This window comes from Priestia megaterium (assembly GCF_023824195.1).
In the GTDB taxonomy this organism is placed as follows: Bacteria; Bacillota; Bacilli; order Bacillales; family Bacillaceae_H; genus Priestia; species Priestia megaterium_D.
In genome coordinates, this window is the sequence record NZ_CP085442.1 from 3636652 (window position 1) to 3655381 (window position 18730).

An 18730-nucleotide genomic window follows, 5' to 3' on the forward strand; every position below is an offset into this window, starting at 1 on the left:
TTATCACTTAAAACCACTAAGCACCTTTGCTCAAACTATTTACTTGTACAGTGAGGTTAAGTTCCATATTTCTCAATGATGTGTTTTGCTAACTTCTCTAGTGTAACCTGTTTTTTCATGCTAATAGTCCGCATTTTTTTGAAAGCACGATCTTCTGTTAAATTATATTTATCCATTAAAATTCCTTTTGCTTTTTCAACAATTTTTCTTTTCTTCAGTTCATTATTCATTTCCTGAACTTTTTGCTCATACATTTTTGCATTTTCTGCTTGCTGTAGAGCGATTTCAACTGCTGGAATTAAATTTGATTCAGCTATCGGTTTTACTAAATAGCCTACTATATTCGCTTTTTTTGCTTTATCAATAAACTCCCTCTGACTGTATGCCGTCAACAGCAGAATAGGAATATTATATTTATTTGAAATAATTTCGCTTGCTTTTAGTCCATTTAACTTAGGCATTTTTATATCCATAATAATTAGATCTGGCTTTAGTGCAAAAGCTAATTCAACCGCTTTTTCTCCATCTCCAGCTTCTCCTACTATTTCATAACCATTATCAGAGAGCATCATTGATAAATCTAGACGTACAATTGACTCATCTTCAACAATCATAATTCGTTTAGTCATGGTGTCCCCCTCTTTCTAATGGGAACCTAGCTGATGCCATGGTGCCATTTGAAGTTCTCTCAATCGAAAATTGACCAGATAAATCATGAGTAACCATCATGGTAACTATATCTAATCCTAAAGATGGTTTGGCTTCTTTTGAGTACCCAATACCATTATCTTTAATTGTAACCTCTATCTCACAGTTATTCTGTTGAAAAGAAACGTGGATCTTACCTTCTTCTCGCCCCTTGAACGCATGTTTCATACAGTTTTGAATGAGCTCATTAATAATTAATGCTATGGAAACAGCTTTATCCGACTTTGTAAAAAGCTGAGTGCCCGAATATTCAATTGAAATATTTTTATTTTCATCAGTAGCGCTATACACTAGCATATTACCAATTTTCTCAATCAAACTAAGAATATCTACATTGTCTACGCTAGAGTTAGAAAGAATAATCTCGTATACAGAAGCGATACTTAAAATCCGGTTAAGACTCTCGACAAAATGAGCCTTGCTTTCTTCAGGAAGGCCCCTTCTCATCTGAAGCCTCAATAAACTCGCAATAGTCTGTAAATTATTTTTGACGCGATGATGAATTTCTTGAATCATGACTGATTTGACAACAAGTTCTCTTTCTCGTTCTCTAAGTTCAGTCATATCTCGAAATGTAATAAAAGCACCATTTGTCGGGTTTTCTTGTTTTAAACTAACTTTTTTGACTTGAAACACCTTATTTAAAATAGTCACTTCTTGCATAAACAACTTTTCCCGATGATAAAATAACTCTTCTAAACAAGGGAAATATTCGATAATTTGATTCCCTACCTTACATTCTGAGGAACAGACTTCAGAAACCAAATTAAAAGCAGCTGAATTAAAATATAGAATGTTTAAATTGGGATCAATAAAGAAAAGTGCCTCTCCAATAAACTCTGGAATAAGCGAAGCATTTTCTGTCATCTCCATTAAAATTTCGCTTAACGTATCATTTGTATTTGATAACGTTTTCATTTTTTCTTGACGTTCAACTACTTCACTGATATCTTTCTCCATAATCAATGTAGCAATTACACGATTATTAAACCCTTTAATAGGAACCACACTTTGTTCTACCGTTTTTCCTTCTTGTGTTAAGGCACGATTTAAAGACATCGGTTTTCCATTTTTCAGCGTGTAAAATACTGCTGGTTCAAACGCTTCGTACACAAATTTCCCTGCGACTGGACGTTCATAAACTGACGGTGCAGTTTCTGGTGCCGCTTCTGCCACTACAACTGCATGCTGTCCTTCTTTTGTTAAACAATCAATAAACACATTTGCTCGGTTTAAATCAGCAATAAGCGGCAAATTTTTAGCAACTTCATCAATCTTTTGAATATCGACTTCTGCTAGATTTGTATGAAGCCTGCATAAAGAATTTAAGGATAATGTATGAGTCATATGTAAACTCCTAGCTGCTTTTAAACATTTAAGCATTAAAATATTAGAATATAATAAGTATTATATTTTTCTGAACTTTCTTTGTCAATGACCCATTTTGACGCGAAAATATTTACTTTGTGAAGGAAACCTTATTTCTTCTATGACTTATCACTTCTTTTTCTAAAGGTCAAAGGGGACAATAGTGGTATATCTATCAGTTGAATTTGCACAAATATGGTCCCTTTGCTTTAGAACTTTTTTACATAAAATTAGTATTCTGTTATTTTGTTAGTAATAGCTTATATAGTGAGTTTTAGATTTAACAGAAAAAGATAAAATCAATTAAGGAGCTGCTTGATAAAAAGAAATACTTAATAAAATCATGTAGCAAAGGGGCGCTTTAATACGATTTCGGTGTGAATAGGAATCTAGATCGTTACATTTGTTTCCACATTTTAGGGCACATACTCCGGGTATAGATTAAATAGAAAAAGGAAAGAAGCAGAAAAAAAGAGATTATACAGCAAGATAGCACGCTGTGTAGTCTCTTTTTTCTGCCTTTTCGTTTTTATATAGACTAATAAGGTTTCATTTTTACACGAAGGTAGACACCTGAAGCGATTTTCACTTTACAAAGCTACATCATAGTCTAACTCTTACCTCAGTACCATCAGTAGCTTTAACATCTACTAGCACCATTCCCTTATGTTTCTTTAGTTCCTTAACGATAGGCTTTAGCTCGCTTTTATCTATTAAAGGAAAAGTAAAATTCAGCTCTTTTCTTTTGAAGTACTCTTTTGTCCATTTATCTACATGCTTCTGAAAAAATTCCAAACTCACAATGCTAATAGCAACGTTTAAAAGAGCATATGGAATAGGGATGTTAAACCGAGCTTCTTTGGTTTTCACTTTTACATGAATCATAAGCGAACCATTACTCAATGATGACTGAAACGGTATCACCGTTTGCCGATTTAATATCAACAATTTGACCATCTAACTCGTTTTCGATTGCTTCAACAATAAGGTTTATGTCTATATCTTTCACATATTTTTCTGATTGAGGAATACTCGCTGCTATGCTGTGTCCAGCCATTAATACCAGCTTGACAAGCTTTATAGGCAAATTAACCTTCACATTGTCGTTTTCAGTTGACACAACTCGAATTTTTAACGTTTTGTCTAAATACGCAGTCGGTTTCTTCAAAAGCTTATCGCCTGTTTCTTCTTTTTCTTTTAATACTTGTATCAGTTCTGATCCCTTTTCTGCATCAATTTTACCTTCTTGAACCATTGTTAACACTCTTGTAATTTCCTCTTTCATAAACTATCCCCCTATTCTTCTTTTAACAGCTTGATGGCTTCTTCTGCTGTAATTTCACCATTTTCTAGCATAGACACAACTTTTTTCTCATCTACTTCATTTTTCTTCTTTTCTACATATCCAAGAGATGAAATGATGTCAGTCAGCTTGCCTCGGACCGTTGGATATGAAACGCCCAGTTCTTTCTCAACTTCTTTGATATTTCCTCTGCAGGTTAAAAATACTTCTACAAAATGAAGCTGATCACTTGATAAGGATGCCAGCTTAGATAATTCAAACTCATTTTCAATCGTAGTGTGACAATGGGTGCACTGCAGCTTTGTAATTTTTAACGTTTCACTGCAGACAGGACAATTTGTAATTACTTTATAAGCCATAATCAAATCTCCTTCTTTTAGTTAATTTGATTATATAACAAATAATTAAAATTAAAATTAAAAACAATAAAATTAAACTATCTTAATAAAAAAATTAAAAATTTCAATCTTAATTTTAAAAATGTTAATATTCTATTTTAAATCATACCCACTAAGAAATGAGATGCTTCAAACCTACAAAAATGAACATAAGATAAGATTAAATAAAAAAAGAGAAGGATAAAACCCTTCTCTTAAAACACATACTTGTTTTTAGCTATCATTCAAACCATCTATTTATCCTGCTTTTCAAAAAGTATATGTGCTGTCTTCAGCGCAGACTTCACTAATAAAAGAGGTAAGATTGGCTTAACCTTACCTCTTGGAACTTGCTCTTTTATGGTGCAATATCTTCTAACACCTTCTCACGTGTTTCAATCATCTTAAATGCCATAAATGCCCCGACCGCAGCTACACAAGCAAACAGAACAAAAACAGAAGTAATCCCTTTAGCTCCTAACACAAAGCCAAGTATCGTAGGAGCAATAGCTGAAGCTAGTCGTAACCAGGCTGTCGCAAACGCGATTCCAAGTACTCGCATACGCGTTGGATAAATTTCTGGTGTATAGAGGTAGAGAAGAACCGTAATTGTTCCCATGACGCCGTATGCTGCTGAACCTAAATACATAACACTTTCAGCAGATTTGGCACCGTTAAACCAAAGCGTTGTTAAAAGTAACCCTACAACTAGAAAAGCGATAGTTGCCCACCTTTTACGTCCAACTCTATCAATAAGTAATGCGCAAGCAAACACAGCCACGGTTTGAATCACATTCGTTAGTGACGCTGCGTGTAGAGAATCCTCTAATGGAAGATTATAAACTGTTTTATATAAACTTGGGAGCCAGTTGTTAAGTCCATTCGCAACAAAGTAGGAAGAAAACCAAAGTGTCCAGACAATTAGCGTTCTACTGCGGTAAAAAGGGGAAAATAATTCTTTCCAATTTCCTTTTACTACAGCTTGAGGTGCACTAATTTTTGCTTCTATACGTTTATCCGTACTCGATTCAATTTCTTCAATTACTCGTTCTGCTTCGTCAAACCTGCCCTTTGAAATTAACCAACGAGGCGATTCACGCAGCTTAAAGAAAAATAAAAAGACAATTAATCCGCCGATACCACCGATCAAAAACATCCACTTCCACCCAAAGCTAGGTACAACTAAAGCACCAATCTGCGCGGATATCATTAACCCTAGCGGAAAAATCATCTCATACAGCATAAAAAAACGTCCCCGTCCTTGTGCAACTGAAAGTTCATTTATATAAGCTGCAGCAACAGGAACTTCACCACCTACTCCGATGCCTTGTACAAAACGCAGCCATAGTAGGGCATGGAAATTCCCCGCAAACGCACAAGCAATGCTCATTACTGACATTAAAAAGATGGTCCATTTAGCACTATAAACACGCCCAAACCGTTCAGCTAACCAACCAAAAAAGATAGCTCCAATCGCTTGTCCAAGGTATCCAGAACCAATAAGAATACCGATTTGACCAGGAGTTAAATTCCATATTCCAATTAATACAGGTAAAACGAACGCCAGAGATAGCGCATCGAAAGCATCAAAAAACGTGGCTGAACCCATAATAACACGTGGTTTAATATGCCAACGTGAAAAGGGAACGCTCTCTATACGTGTAAGCAGCTGGGTAGCACGATTTGACAAGCCAATTTCTTCGTGATTATAGTTGATATTCTTAGTAGGTTCTGAAGAATTTCTGTTCAATTCTGTATTCATACATAAATCCTCCTTAGTAGCGATTCCCTCAAATCGGAATGACATTGACCCTAAGATGCGTGAAACAAAACTTATTAAACTAGGAATTCAATGAAAGGGTTTACAGTTAAAGACAGCAAATAGCAGACTCTAAAATTTTTTAGAGCCTAGGTATAAATTTTAGTTATATTTTGGACTATCGGTTGTGGACCTGTTGATATATTCCATCTTAAATACGACATCTTTTTTTCGAATCTGTTTTCCTTCGAGCATATTCATCAGTATCGAGGTTGCTCTTTGACCAATACCTAATAAATCGACATGAACTGTAGATAAAGCAGGCGTGATAAAATCTGAAATTGGAACATCATCTGCCCCAACCACAGATAGATCTTTGGGTACAGATAGTCCAAGCATATTGGCTGCCTTAATAACACCGATGGCTAAATAATCAGATGAGCAAACGACCCCTGTAATGTTGCTATGTTTCTTTAAAAATGTCGCTACTTCTGTTGTTGCTTTTAGAGCGTCAAATTCATCAATCTCAAATACGTTTTCAGAAGAAAAAGGTAAACCTAGTTCATCCATTTTCTCTTTATATCCATTTAAACACCTGACACTATGCATGGAACTCATCGGTCCATTTACGATTCCGATATTCCGGTGTCCTAGCTGATAAAGAGCATCCACTGCTTGTTTGATACCATCTTCATCATCCGGTCGTACGCATGGAAAAGGAGATCCTTCTAAATAGCTCCCTACTACGACAATCGGTAACCGGATACTTTCTAACCATTCTAGACTTAGCTCTTCATTTCTAGGTGCAAAAAGAATAACACCATCTACAGCCTGAGTTTCAAGCAACCGCTTCTGTTGAGAAGAGGTAAATGACATCATCATATTATAGTCTGTTTGGTCGATCCCTTTCGCTATTCCTTCTAAAACGGTTGAAAAAAATGGATTGTTCAGAATAAATGATCCCCGCGGAACCACAACCGCAATATTTCCTGTGTTTTGTTTAACAAGTCCTCTAGCTCCTAAATTAGGGCGATAATCTAATTCTTCCATTACTTTACGAATTCGTTCTGCGGTTTTCGCGCCAACACCAGGTTTATTTGTTAATACTCGTGAGACAGAAGCTGTTGAAACACCAGCTTTAAGTGCCACGTCCTTAATACTTACACTCATAGTACATACCTCCATGGGTCAAGTATATCTATCTATTATAAACGAGTCCCACCTAAATACTAAAGAATAGTGGTTGCAATCTTGCAACCACTACCTACAATATTTATTACGCTTTCACTTCATCTTTTAATAATCCGACTTTTAGTAAGCCTTGACGAATTTCTTCTACTTCCTCTTCTTTTAAAGGTAATACTGGACGTCTCGCTAATGAACTACTAATTAATCCACGTTGATACATTGCTTCTTTCATACGTAAGTGAGAGGTAGAAGAAGGCTCATCCATTTTATATACAGCCTGCTTTAATTCAAAAATACGGTCATACACAGCATTCGCAGCCGTTAAGTCTTGATCTTTCACACATTTCACTAGTTCTGCAATTAAATCTGGCACAAAACAACCAAAGCCAACTAATGCACCGTCAATTCCTTGAACTAAAGTAGGTAACAAGTATTCATCATGGCACGTTAACAGTGAAACATCAGGCGCATTCTTTTTTAATGCTCGAATATCTACTTCATATTGTGCAATATCTCGTTGGCCGACTTTAATAGACACAACGTTTGGAATAGCAGCCATTTCTAATAATTGACTGGTTGTATACGAAGTTTTTGTCCAAGTTGGATATTGGTGAACAACGATTGAGATGTTAATAGCTTCTGCCACATCTTTAAAAAACTGAACAGGTGATTCTTCTTGCATCCCAAAACGCAACCAAGAATGTGGGGGCATAAGTAGGATTCCACTTCCTCCTGCTTTTTCTACAGCTTGCGCATGTTGGATGGCCTCGATTGTTCCTTCTGCCGATACACCAGAGATAACAGGAATACGACCTTTTAATTCGTCAGCTGCAATTCTTACAGCCTCTGCACGTTCTTCAGGTAGTAAAGTCATAATTTCTCCTGTATGTCCATTTACTACAATTCCATTAACCCCTTCATGACTTGCAACCCAGCGAACTAAAGAGCGAAAACCTTCTTCATCGATTGAATAGTCGTCCTTAAATGGGATAAGAACTGCTGGAAATACGCCACTCCATTTTACTTTGTTTTTCATTAAAAACATCCCCTTTGTTATTTTAGTTTTTAATTTCAATTTATAGTAAACGTTTACGTAAATAATCATAAAATGAAAACGCTTAATTGTCAATATAATTTTTATTTTCTGATAAAATAAGACAAAAAAGCTTTCAAGCGCAGAATATACCAATGAAAATATAATTATCACAGAATAACTTAATAGTAAACGTTTACTATTAAGTTTATAGGGGAGATTCAAGGTTTAAAGTTTAAATTGTCCTTGGGCTTTAGAGGATTTCTTACATAAAGGTTAGTATTTCTGCTGTTATTTCTCTAGCAATAGCTTATATGATGGGTTGTGGATTCAAAAGAAAAAGATAAGGTCAACTAAGGTGCTGCTTGATAAAAGAGGGTTTCTAACATAGCTTTTATATTTGAGGGAGCAATGCCAAATGACTTACATGAGAATTTACACAAATATAATTCTAGTTGTTCAAATTACTGAGAAGGCAGCCACATAACACCTTTAGCTGCCTTTTACCTTTAATTGTATACGTTCCAAGAAGTGATAAACCTAAATTATTTTACATAATATACATGTTGTTATGAATATGCCTTACCTATCAAGTACTACTTTTTCACCAGTCTCTGCAGATGTCCGAACCGCATCCAATAGCTGATGAAGCTTAACGGCATCATGGAAGTTGGGAATTTGACCTCTATTTTCGAATATATCTTTTGCCAACATATTATAAGCCTTTTCAACATAGCCTTTTGGATTATTATCTTTTACTGAAGATACGTTTATTTCTTCAAAATAAACACCTTTAGCACTTAATAAATAAGTAGGATATTTAACTTTTTCGACTTTGAGATCACCAAATTGCACGTGTCCTGAGGAATGATTTTGTGTTAAACGAAAAACCCCCTTTTCCCCTCTAATCTCTAATTGAAAAGCTGGATAAACTCCGCCTTGAATATGGACAGAAGCCGAAATGTCATCGATGAGTGTCCCCTGTATTAAGATTTGGTCCGCTGTATCTTTTGATATCGTAACTCCTGTTCCTTGTATGAGAGCTTCTGTATAATGCGTATTCATTACAGCCGATAACTCTCTAAAATCACCTAAGATGTAGCAAAGAACATCAAGCGAGTGCCCACCGTTAATGGTAAGAAGGTTCGCTCCGTTTTCTTTTTTCAAAATATAACTGTTTGCTTCATCTGTTACTCCCCCTTTCCCTTGTGTGGCTACCTGCATGGTGCAGGAAATGATTCTCCCAATTTCTCCTTGTTTAATAGCCTCCTTTATATAATTCACTTCGGGAGATTGTCTTGCTTGTAATCCAATAGCATGGTGAATGTTCGCCTGACCCGCTAACCTTGCTAGTTTAACAGCCTGCATAGTATCTATGCCTAACGGCCACTCGCAATAAATATGTTTATTTTTCTCTATGGCTGCAATTGAAGCTTTGTAATGGAATGGAACTTTTACACTAACTACTACTAAATCAACATCTCTAGATTGGGCTAATTTCTTATAATCTGTGAAACTATGGGAAGCATGAAGTACCCTCGCACTTTCCTTTGCGGTTTCTGCTTTTGATGTTCCAATCGCGGTTATTTGATAAAAAGGGTTTTCTTTAAGTACTGGAATATGTGTTTTACTCGCCCATTGATTATTCAAAGATCCTCCTATAATTCCTACTTTTATTAATTGATCCGTCATTAGACATTCCTCCAAAATTTTGTAGAAAATCTTACCTTTTAATCAAGTATAATTAAAATGAATCATCATTTTAAATGTTAAAATATGATGGATATATCACTTTTTTTGATGGATGGTGAAAATGAATGGATATTGAAAACATGAAAGCTTTCGTTTCAGTGGCGGAATTAAGAAGTATATCTGCTGCTGCGATGAAATTGAATCATCTGCAATCTAATATGACCGCAAAAATAAAGAAAATTGAAATATATTATAACCAAGAACTGTTTATCAGAAATTCAAAAGGAGTTAAATTAACAAAACAAGGAGAAAAATTGTACCATCAATTTAAAAAAATATTGCATCTTTGGGAAGAAACTGAAAATAAAATGAAAAAACAAGACGAAAAACTCCGTATTGGCACCATGATATCAGTTGGGGGAACTGAATTCTCAAGCGCTTTAAACAAACTTTATAACACATATCCCGATTTAGCAGTAACGTTAAAAACCGGTTCAACCGAATATATTGAAAATCAAGTTCTACTTGGACAAATTGATGTAGCTTATACAATTGGATCATTAAACAACAAAAAGATAAGGTATAAAGAAGTAGGAGTAGAAGAAATGGTTGTAATTGGTCGAGGGATTGATCAACACACAACATTTGATGATTATGTAAGACAAAAAAATATACTTGTACTATCTGATAAGTGCTTGTACATGACAATACTACATAATATTTATGTGAGCTTAAATATTGAACAAGGTGACATTATTGAAGTGGGTGATCCAGAAACATTAGTACAATTTGCATTAATGGGTATGGGTATTTCCTTAGTATCTAAGCGTATCGCAAATCGTTATAACATCAACAATTATTTAGAAGTTCCATCACCCTATAGATACACTGACTTTTATCTCATCTCTCGCCTCAATTATGAATTTACCCCTATAGAAAAACAGTTTATTGAGTTAAATAACTTTAGCGACACTTTTAAAGGAATGGAAGTTTAACATCGAGGTTACAGTTTTTCCTGTAACCTCTTTTACAATTCCTTACCTGCAATTATCTTTTATATAAGAGTCATATGGGGTATTTTTTAATTTCCACAAGTTTGATCATGGGAAGCAGCCTTTCTAATTCCTGTGCCGCCATTGGTTACCAACACTATCTTATTTTTAAACATAACGTTTACATCTCTTTTATTGTCAAGCTCTGGAGAATTACTATATTTGCGTGTTCATTCATTTTGCTTGGCCTTCTTCACTATCTTTTCTAAGTAGATCTCCTAAACCTAAAAGAACTCAGTTAACAACTAGAGTAGAAGCTGGATTATAACAACAGATAATTTCAGAAAAAATTTTATGGTTTTGTAATTTCATGAAAGTTTCTTTTGCCTCCCTTTCTGTTTTAAATTCAAACATGATAATATTATTTTCTCTTGAATAAGCATTGATTACAGTAACCACCCACATTAAAAATCTCCTAGGGCTGTTACAATTAAATTTGATTCTGATAAATGAATATCTCTGGCATTCTTATGAGTAACTGTTATACCGGTAGACTTATTTGGAATGAACCCCTTTTCTAACCAAATAGAACCGCTTTGAAAATTCCATGTTCCCAAGTAAATCCCCCCGTATCTTACTATTGATACAATAAATTAGTTTATTTAATTGTTTACAGCAGCATCTTCTTTACACGCTTTGATAACATCCAACCAGTGATCTGGCTTTTGCCCTTTAAACTTCTCTTTCAAATTAAATGATGCTAATGTTTCTAACTTACTTTTTGCTGCTTTAGACATAACCGAGTTTAAATTAGAAGCCTCTAGCATTTGAATAGAGCCGTCTAACTCAATTGATCTTCTTAACGCATGTATAGAAGTCCCCGTTACTAATCGGTTCATTGTTTCTCTAAAGCTCTTACTATCTAGAGTTTCACTAATAGAATCTAAGACTAATTGTTCTACATTAAATTCATGAGAAGCTTCTAATAACTCTAGATAAAGAGCAACTACACCTTTCATATAAATGCTGCGAATTAGTTTTACAGCAGAGGCATCACCAGGTTTTTCACTTACTTTAGTTATGTCCATACTGTACGGAGTCATTAAGGAAATCAGTCGATCTACACCATTCCCACTTGCTGAAATAGGAACCTTATGCTTATAAACCGGCAAGGGACCTAGCATTGCAGCATCCACAAAGAATGCATTCTTTTCTTGTATATTTGTGTTGATTTTTTGTTTCACGATAGGAGTGGAAGCTGATACATCTACATAGATACATTCTTTCTTTATAAATGGTTTTAGCATCTCACTAACTTCAAGTGCTTTATCTGCGGGTACTGCTACCATTACTATATCTACTTGTTTTAAAACTTCTTCGGGTCTATAAAGAAGTTCTACTTGAGCTTGAGCAGCCCGTTCTTTAATTTGTGGACCATATGTAGGATGGTCTATCATAACATCATGAGCAAAAATGGTTTCTAAACCTTCGCCTTTTAAGCCAACTGACAACTCAAAAGCCGCCTCTCCAAATCCAATAAAACCTAATTTCACTTTAAAGCTCTCCCTTCTGTTTATAATCCGTATGCTTTCATCTGTTCTCTTAACCATGAAGGCTGAATGTTACCTTCAGATTCACCTTGCAGACGCGCTCTTTCAAATGCTTCGATTGTTTCTAAACGTGTTTTCTCATACTCTAGTTTTTTTTCAGCTTTAAAAAGAACCTCTTCAATCTTTTCTTTTGGAACTACAACAACTCCATCGTCATCACCTATAATTAGATCTCCTGGAATGACGGATACTCCTCCACAAGAAATAGGCTTATGCAACTCACCTGGCCCGTCCTTAAGGGGGCCATTTGGAATAAATCCTTTTGAGAAAATAGGAAACTCTGATTGGCTAAGAGTCTCCTTATCACGAACTGCCCCGTCTATAATAATGCCCTCTATTCCCATAGCTTTAGCTGCAGCTGCCATTAATTCTCCAAGGTAAGCATTTGCGGTATGACCCTTTCCATCAGCAACTAATACATAACCTTCTGTCCCGTCATAGATCGCCTGGTGAAGAAATAAGTTATCTCCAGGTCTTAAACTTACAGTTAGAGCGGTTCCAACTACCTTCATTCCTGTAGATACAGGCTTAATTTTATAATCCATTGAGCCTGTACACCCCATTGCATCGGATATAAGAGTTGTGTTAAGAAGTTTTGCTCTCTTAATAATGTCTTCAGATAATACTGGTGCTAAATTACTCACTGATATACACTCCTCTTCTCTTTTAATATATTCTAATCAATGCCCTACTTAGGATAACGCTTACAAAAATTAATTTAGTAAAATTAGATATTGCCCCCCTATTCGCAGAATATCTACAGTTTATTTGCTGCATTTTCGAAAAAGATAGAGAAACATCGTAAAAAATAAATAAAGTAATAAAAATTACTACATTTCATATTTATGTAATATTTATTACCACAACCTTAAATGTATCTTATCACCGGTTCTTAATAAAGTAAATCTATTTTTGTAAATACAACACAGGAAAAACATATCGTAAGCTTTATTACTTAGAAGAAACATTTTTACATAAAAAAGTAAACATGCTAAAATTCAAGTAAGTATTGTGATAAATACTTTTTATATACTTAAAAAAATAAAATTTACAATATAATCTGTTTAATTGGAGCGAAGGTATGGAAAATCCAATATTAAAATTAAAAGATAATATCTCACAACTAACAGAAACTCAACGGAGAGTAGCAGACTACATCCTTAAAAATCCTGTCGATGTAGCTTTTTTAACGGTTGATCAATTGGCCTTGACAGTAAAAACTAGTACGACCACGATAATGAGATTAACTTTTAGTCTAGGTTATTCTGGATATGCAGAGTTTCAAAAAGGACTTCAGGAGCTTTTACGTAACAATGCTGCTCCTCAAATCAGATTAGAAACAAATTTGAAGGGCTTAGATGAGAGTGATTTGTGGATGCGCTGTGCAGAAAGTCAATTCAATAACATTCAATCAACAGTAGAAATGATTTCTACAGAGAGTCTAAATAAAGCGTTAGAAATGATTGTCTCTGCAGACCGAATATTTTGTACAAGCGTTAGAAGTGGTTTACCCGTGGCACAGCATCTATCTTTTGGACTTAACCGATTACTCGGAAACTGTGAGCTAATTGTCTCTGACTTAAGTGATTGGGTGGATAAAGGAATTACTTTTACTTCTAGAGATTTAGTTATTGCAACCTCTTTTCCAAGATACGCTAGAAGAACTGTTGAGTTTGTAACAGCTGCCAAAAGCAACGATGCCAAGGTCATTTCAATTACTGACAGTTATTCTTCTCCTTTAGTTAAGTACTCAGATTTAGTATTACCTTGTAGCTCTAGTAGTATTGCTTTTCATAATTCGCCCATATCATCACTACTCGTAGCCGATTACCTTGTAAGTGCAATAGCTATAAATTATCCCGAAAAGACAAAAGATCGTCTGGATAAAATCAATTCAGTCCTTACAAAAATTAATTATCATTACACTGATTAAATTTACGAATGTGGTAAAAGTATGAAATATCGAATGTATAAAATAATTCGACATTTCATGTTTTTACCACTTTTTTATTTTTTTAATTAAGTCTAATACTTCCCTTTCACTTTTCATTTCTGTAAAAAAACATTTACTTTTCATTAGAAGCCATGATAGTATACTTTTAAATAGTCACAATTATTACAACAATTAAATAAAAAGTAATAATTATTACTTTACACTAAGGGTTGTAATAATGAATATAGTTAGTTCTGTAAAATCATTTTTAGATATCATCCGGAGATATCTGACTACTCCATTACTTAGATACTACAAAGTGACTATAAGTTTATTAACTCTAACATTTGTATTTTGCTTGTTAAAACGCAAATGATACGAGCACTACCGTTGGTTCTGAGCAATCATCAACAAAGGATTTTAGTAAAGGAGTGATTAGTTCAAGGAACACGAGAATAGAAGATAATTTGTTAATGATTCTATATATCCAGTAGGCTTAAGGGGGAATTCACGTTAGATTTTTTGTAAACCCTTACATTTATTCCAGGAACAGAATTTACAATAAATTATAAAAGTTCCTAATTATTTTTAATCATAAATAATTGTGAAAAGCAGCTTTATAATAAAGAATGATAGTTAGATAGTTTCATGAGAATTTAAAAAGTATGACATTAAAGATAAACAAGAGGGAAAATGAAGGAAAGTTCTAGAGGGGGTATAATATGTTAACATTTTTAGGTTTTTCGATGATTGTAGTATTTATGTATTTAATTATGAGTAAGCGTTTGTCTGCCTTTAGTGCATTAACGGTGGTTCCTATTGTTTTTGCTTTATTGGGCGGATTCACTGATTTAGGACCAATGATGATGAAGGGTCTTGAAACCATTGCTCCGACAGCAATTATGATTATCTTTGCCATTCTCTATTTTGGCGTGCTGATTGATACAGGGTTATTTGATCCTCTGGTCGCAAGAATTATAAAGATGGTTGGCGGCGATCCTTTAAAAATCGTGATGGGTACTGCGGTGCTTTCTCTGATAGTTGCTCTAGATGGTGACGGTACCATTACATATCTAATTGTAGTAACTGCCTTTCTCCCACTATACAATCGATTAGGTATGAATAAACTTATTTTAGCCTGTATTCCTGCACTAGCAATGGGTATCATGAATTTGACTCCGTGGGGTGGTCCTGCTGTACAAGCTACGGCGGCGGTAAAAGCAGATGTAACGGACTTACTGTTACCACTTATTCCTTCTATGATTGCAGGCACGATTTGGGTTTTAGGGGTTTCTTATTTTCTTGGACGACGTGAACGTAAAAGACTAGGAGTTATCAATATAGATACAGAATTTAACGATGAAATTGCTGCAGCTCTTGATGTAGGAATGGATGCATCAATAAAGCGCCCAAAATTATTCTGGTTCAACTTAATCCTAACACTTTTACTTCTAACTGCTCTAGTTCTAGGGTTCTTGCCGTTACCAGCTTTGTTTATGATTGGTTTTGCTATCGTGATGATTGTTAATTACCCAAATTTACAAGATCAAAAAGAGCGCTTGCACGCTCATGCAGGAAATATATTAACGGTGGTTTCCATGATATTTGCTGCAGGTATATTTACTGGAATTATAGATGGAACAGGTATTGTTAAAGCTATGGCGGATACTTTAATAGCAGTTATTCCTGATGCTCTTGGACCAAAATTAACAGTAATTGTTGCGCTTATAAGTATGCCATTTACTTTTTTTATGGCAAATGCTCCCTTCTATTTCGGGATTATTCCTATTATGTCTGAAACGGCTGCGCACTTTGGTATCCCTCCACTAGAAATTGGCCAAGCTTCTCTACTGGGACAACCCTTGCATCTATTAAGTCCGCTTCAAGGTTCTATTTATGTCTTAGTGGGACTCCTAGGTATTGATATAGGTGACCATATTCGCTTTGCTGCCAAGTATGCCATTGGAACAGCGTTAGTTATGACGATTGTGGCTGTATTATTTGGAATACTATCTATATGAATGATTTATAGAAACATAAAAAAGGAGGGCTGATTCTTGAAAACAGCTCTCTCTTCTATATATTTAACTTTAATTACATTAAAGATTGAAATACAGCATAAGCCAATTACTAATCAATCATGACTGATACAGTATCTCCGTTTGTCAATTTGATCTCAACAATTTGGCTACCTAATTCATTTTCAATTGCTTGAATAATAAGATTGGTGTCTATATCTGTAAAACTTTAAAAGGTGCTTACATAGTTCTACTTAAGTTTTTAAATCAACTTCATTTTTTTGCCTTTTCAAATAAATACTGCACTCCATATAACAAATATGCTTTGTAGTGAAGGTAGATAAAAAATTGAAAATGATTTAACCGGTTTAGACTTACAATTTTCAACCTTTTAAGAACATCAATGAAGAAAAAAGCAAAGATTCCATCAACTACAATATTCAGTAGTAAAAACTTCTTAAAGTTTCCGTATGAACATTTAAGTAACCACATTGAAAGAGGCATATAAGGCCCAATGCTAAAAGGAAGTTCATCTTTTATAAACGAATTTTTTTTATCATAAAATTTCCACCACTTCCTCTGATGCCCATACAAATGATTAATAATTTCAAAGATAATAATAAAAATCCCTGCTAAAGAATAACGTCTTATGCTGCGTTTTCCTATAAAAAACAACGATAACCACGGAATTGCTATTATAGATAAGTTAAATCCTAAGTGTTTTCTTGATATCATAAGTGAACTCACCTCAATGTACTTTATCTGGTTCTTCTTATAGTGTCCGCCTATTACAAAAAAACACAAACCATATATAATGGTCTGTGTTTTTTATTAATGCGCCTTCTGTTCAACATTGACTCTCTTGATAAAAAACGAGATAACCAATCCAACAATTGAAACAATGATCGCAAAGATGAACGCATGTTGAACACCGTTGGTAAAGGCAAGAACTTGGTTTAATGGATCCATTTTATCTGATACCGTCTCAAGGAAGCTTCTTGAGCCTGATGAAAGAATGGAAATTCCAACAGCTGTTCCAATTGCGCCTGAAACCTGCTGTAAAGTGTTCATAATCGCTGTTCCATGCGGATACAGCTCCGGTGGAAGCTGGTTTAATCCATTTGTTTGAGCTGGCATCATAATCATCGAAATGGCTATCATAAGCGCAATGTGCAAGGCAACGATAAACCCTGTTGATGTTTCCAGCGTTACGGTTGAGAAACCATACATGGTGCCGGTTACAATCACAAGTCCAAGAATAACTAGCCATTTGGGACCAAAACGGTCAAATAATCCGCCCATAACCGGTGAAAGAATTCCGTTAATAACTCCTCCAGGAAGAAGCATTAGACCAGCGGCAAAGGTTGATAAAGCTAATGATGTTTGTAAGTACAAGGGTAAAATCATCATCGCAGACAGCAGTACCATCATGCAGACTAGAATTAATAAAAGACCAATTGTAAACATCGGATACTTAAAGGCTTTAAGGTCTAACATTGGCTCTTTCATCTTCGTTTGACGAATAGAGAATGCCACTAATGCAATAGCTCCAATCACAAGAGTTAGAACAACTTGTAAGCTTCCCCAGCCTCCACCTTCTCCGGCACTGCTAAATCCAAACACAATTCCTCCAAAACCTACTGTTGAAAAAACAACAGAAATCATATCGATTTTTGGCTTCGTTGGTGTGGTGACGTTCTGCATAAAGAAAGCTCCAAACACTAAGGCAACAAATAACAGTGGAAGTGAAATCCAGAAAATCCAGTGCCACGTTAATGTTTTTAAGATTAAGCCTGATACGGTTGGTCCAACAGCTGGCGCAAACATAATAACAAGGCCGATAATCCCCATTGACTTTCCACGTTTATGCGGCGGGATAATAACAAGAATCGTGTTAAACATAAGCGGTAAAAGTAAAGCAGTTCCAACGGCTTGCACTACACGGGCAATCATCAGTACCCCAAACGTTGGTGCAATAGCGGCAATAAATGTTCCAATGATGGAGCAGATTAGAGATGCTATAAAAAGCTGTCTGGTCGTAAATCGCTGAAGAATAAAACCTGAAATAGGTACCAGAATTCCTAACGTTAACAGGTACCCTGTTGTCAGCCACTGTGCGGTTGTTTCGTGAATGCCAAAGCCAGAAATTAGCTCCTTTAACGCCATATTTAAAGCTGTTTCACTAAATAAACCAATAAATCCGGCAATAAGAAACGACGTAATAATCGGCAGCGCTTTGATGTTAGAGCTTTCGGCTACTGTTTGTTGATTACTCATATTAAATTGTCTTCCTCTCTTTTACATACTCTTTTTGTTGAACGTTTTTTCTATCTCAATGATAAGTTGATTAGCAGACAAACAATGCATATTGATATAAAGATTAGTGATAGGTTTAAGGCATTATGTTGACTAAGCTTTTTCTTTCTCTTCTCTTTTGACCGAAGTGCTTTTTGTCTTCTAAATTCGTTTCTTTCCACAGATACCTCTCCATTTCATTTCTAAATTAGCTTTAGAAACCTTCGTATGTAAACTAATTTCCATTCATAATATGGACTTTTTAATAAGTAAGTTAAAACGAAATAGAACTATAAAATGAATTTCACTCTATATAACAGGAATATTGTAACACAGCTATAAGTACTGTTTCTATCTAAAATATACTAAATAACAACAGCTATATACCTAACTTGGTGCCATGTGACAATTAAAATTTGTTTCTGTTATATACTTTTTGCTCTGTTCGCCCTAA

General features: G+C 35.0%; 18 protein-coding genes. 3 read left to right on the top strand and 15 right to left on the bottom strand.

Features of this window, described 5'->3' with window-relative positions; translation table 11 throughout:
• Positions 1-56: 56 nt before the first annotated feature.
• The 9 genes from LIS78_RS18815 to LIS78_RS18855 all read right to left on the bottom strand — a co-directional run bounded on the left by LIS78_RS18815 (position 57) and on the right by LIS78_RS18855 (position 9428).
• Positions 57-629, bottom strand: coding sequence for an ANTAR domain-containing response regulator (locus LIS78_RS18815; RefSeq protein WP_013058374.1), 573 nt, complete (start codon positions 627-629; stop codon positions 57-59).
• On the bottom strand, positions 622-2055 hold the full coding sequence (locus LIS78_RS18820) for a sensor histidine kinase (RefSeq protein WP_195782305.1): 1434 nt from the start codon (positions 2053-2055) through the stop codon (positions 622-624). The genes LIS78_RS18815 and LIS78_RS18820 overlap by 8 nt, the downstream gene beginning before the upstream one ends.
• Before the next feature lie 624 nt (positions 2056-2679).
• Positions 2680-2961 (bottom strand): hypothetical protein, encoded by a 282-nt coding sequence (locus LIS78_RS18825; RefSeq protein ID WP_252284177.1) that lies wholly within the window; start codon positions 2959-2961, stop codon positions 2680-2682.
• A gap of 10 nt (positions 2962-2971) precedes the next feature.
• Positions 2972-3361, bottom strand: a complete 390-nt coding sequence (locus tag LIS78_RS18830) for an SHOCT-like domain-containing protein (protein WP_252284178.1) — start codon at positions 3359-3361, stop codon at positions 2972-2974.
• A gap of 11 nt (positions 3362-3372) precedes the next feature.
• Positions 3373-3738 (bottom strand): DUF2089 domain-containing protein, encoded by a 366-nt coding sequence (locus LIS78_RS18835; RefSeq protein ID WP_057273752.1) that lies wholly within the window; start codon positions 3736-3738, stop codon positions 3373-3375.
• 376 nt (positions 3739-4114) lie between these two features.
• Positions 4115-5518 (bottom strand): MFS transporter, encoded by a 1404-nt coding sequence (locus LIS78_RS18840; protein ID WP_195782303.1) that lies wholly within the window; start codon positions 5516-5518, stop codon positions 4115-4117.
• A 159-nt stretch (positions 5519-5677) separates the two neighbouring features.
• Entirely contained in the window at positions 5678-6685 is a 1008-nt protein-coding gene (locus tag LIS78_RS18845) for a LacI family DNA-binding transcriptional regulator (protein WP_195782302.1), read from the bottom strand.
• A 106-nt stretch (positions 6686-6791) separates the two neighbouring features.
• Positions 6792-7739, bottom strand: coding sequence for a dihydrodipicolinate synthase family protein (locus LIS78_RS18850; protein ID WP_013058385.1), 948 nt, complete (start codon positions 7737-7739; stop codon positions 6792-6794).
• Positions 7740-8318: 579 nt separating this feature from the next.
• Complete coding sequence (locus tag LIS78_RS18855) at positions 8319-9428, bottom strand: Gfo/Idh/MocA family protein (RefSeq protein ID WP_252284179.1); 1110 nt, start codon at positions 9426-9428, stop codon at positions 8319-8321.
• Positions 9429-9553: 125 nt separating this feature from the next.
• On the opposite strand from LIS78_RS18855, the gene LIS78_RS18860 reads away from it, so the two are divergent.
• Entirely contained in the window at positions 9554-10423 is an 870-nt protein-coding gene (locus LIS78_RS18860) for a LysR family transcriptional regulator (RefSeq protein WP_195782300.1), read from the top strand.
• A 291-nt stretch (positions 10424-10714) separates the two neighbouring features.
• On the opposite strand, the gene LIS78_RS18865 is transcribed toward LIS78_RS18860, so the two are convergent.
• From LIS78_RS18865 to LIS78_RS18880, 4 genes are read right to left on the bottom strand one after another with little or no spacing between them, the layout of a single operon-like run.
• The gene (locus LIS78_RS18865) at positions 10715-10885 is read right to left on the bottom strand and encodes a hypothetical protein (protein ID WP_252284180.1); all 171 of its coding nucleotides are present in this window, start codon (positions 10883-10885) and stop codon (positions 10715-10717) included.
• The gene (locus LIS78_RS18870; RefSeq protein ID WP_252284181.1) at positions 10885-11037 is read right to left on the bottom strand and encodes a hypothetical protein; all 153 of its coding nucleotides are present in this window, start codon (positions 11035-11037) and stop codon (positions 10885-10887) included. Before LIS78_RS18870 ends, LIS78_RS18865 begins: the two co-directional genes overlap by 1 nt.
• A gap of 45 nt (positions 11038-11082) precedes the next feature.
• Complete coding sequence (locus tag LIS78_RS18875; protein WP_209150468.1) at positions 11083-11973, bottom strand: prephenate dehydrogenase/arogenate dehydrogenase family protein; 891 nt, start codon at positions 11971-11973, stop codon at positions 11083-11085.
• Positions 11974-11993: 20 nt separating this feature from the next.
• The gene (locus tag LIS78_RS18880) at positions 11994-12674 is read right to left on the bottom strand and encodes an RraA family protein (protein WP_209150469.1); all 681 of its coding nucleotides are present in this window, start codon (positions 12672-12674) and stop codon (positions 11994-11996) included.
• Between the two features lie 437 nt (positions 12675-13111).
• Here LIS78_RS18880 and LIS78_RS18885 point away from each other — a divergent pair, with 437 nt between their 5' ends.
• Both LIS78_RS18885 and LIS78_RS18890 read left to right on the top strand, forming a co-directional pair.
• Entirely contained in the window at positions 13112-13963 is an 852-nt protein-coding gene (locus LIS78_RS18885) for a MurR/RpiR family transcriptional regulator (protein ID WP_063672422.1), read from the top strand.
• A gap of 722 nt (positions 13964-14685) precedes the next feature.
• Positions 14686-15984 (top strand): CitMHS family transporter, encoded by a 1299-nt coding sequence (locus LIS78_RS18890; RefSeq protein WP_053487609.1) that lies wholly within the window; start codon positions 14686-14688, stop codon positions 15982-15984.
• A 270-nt stretch (positions 15985-16254) separates the two neighbouring features.
• On the opposite strand, the gene LIS78_RS18895 is transcribed toward LIS78_RS18890, so the two are convergent.
• Both LIS78_RS18895 and LIS78_RS18900 read right to left on the bottom strand, forming a co-directional pair.
• Positions 16255-16716, bottom strand: coding sequence for a hypothetical protein (locus LIS78_RS18895; RefSeq protein ID WP_252284182.1), 462 nt, complete (start codon positions 16714-16716; stop codon positions 16255-16257).
• 96 nt (positions 16717-16812) lie between these two features.
• Positions 16813-18258: a DHA2 family efflux MFS transporter permease subunit gene (locus LIS78_RS18900; RefSeq protein ID WP_252284183.1), complete on the bottom strand. Its 1446-nt coding sequence runs from the start codon at positions 18256-18258 to the stop codon at positions 16813-16815.
• Positions 18259-18730: the final 472 nt, after the last annotated feature.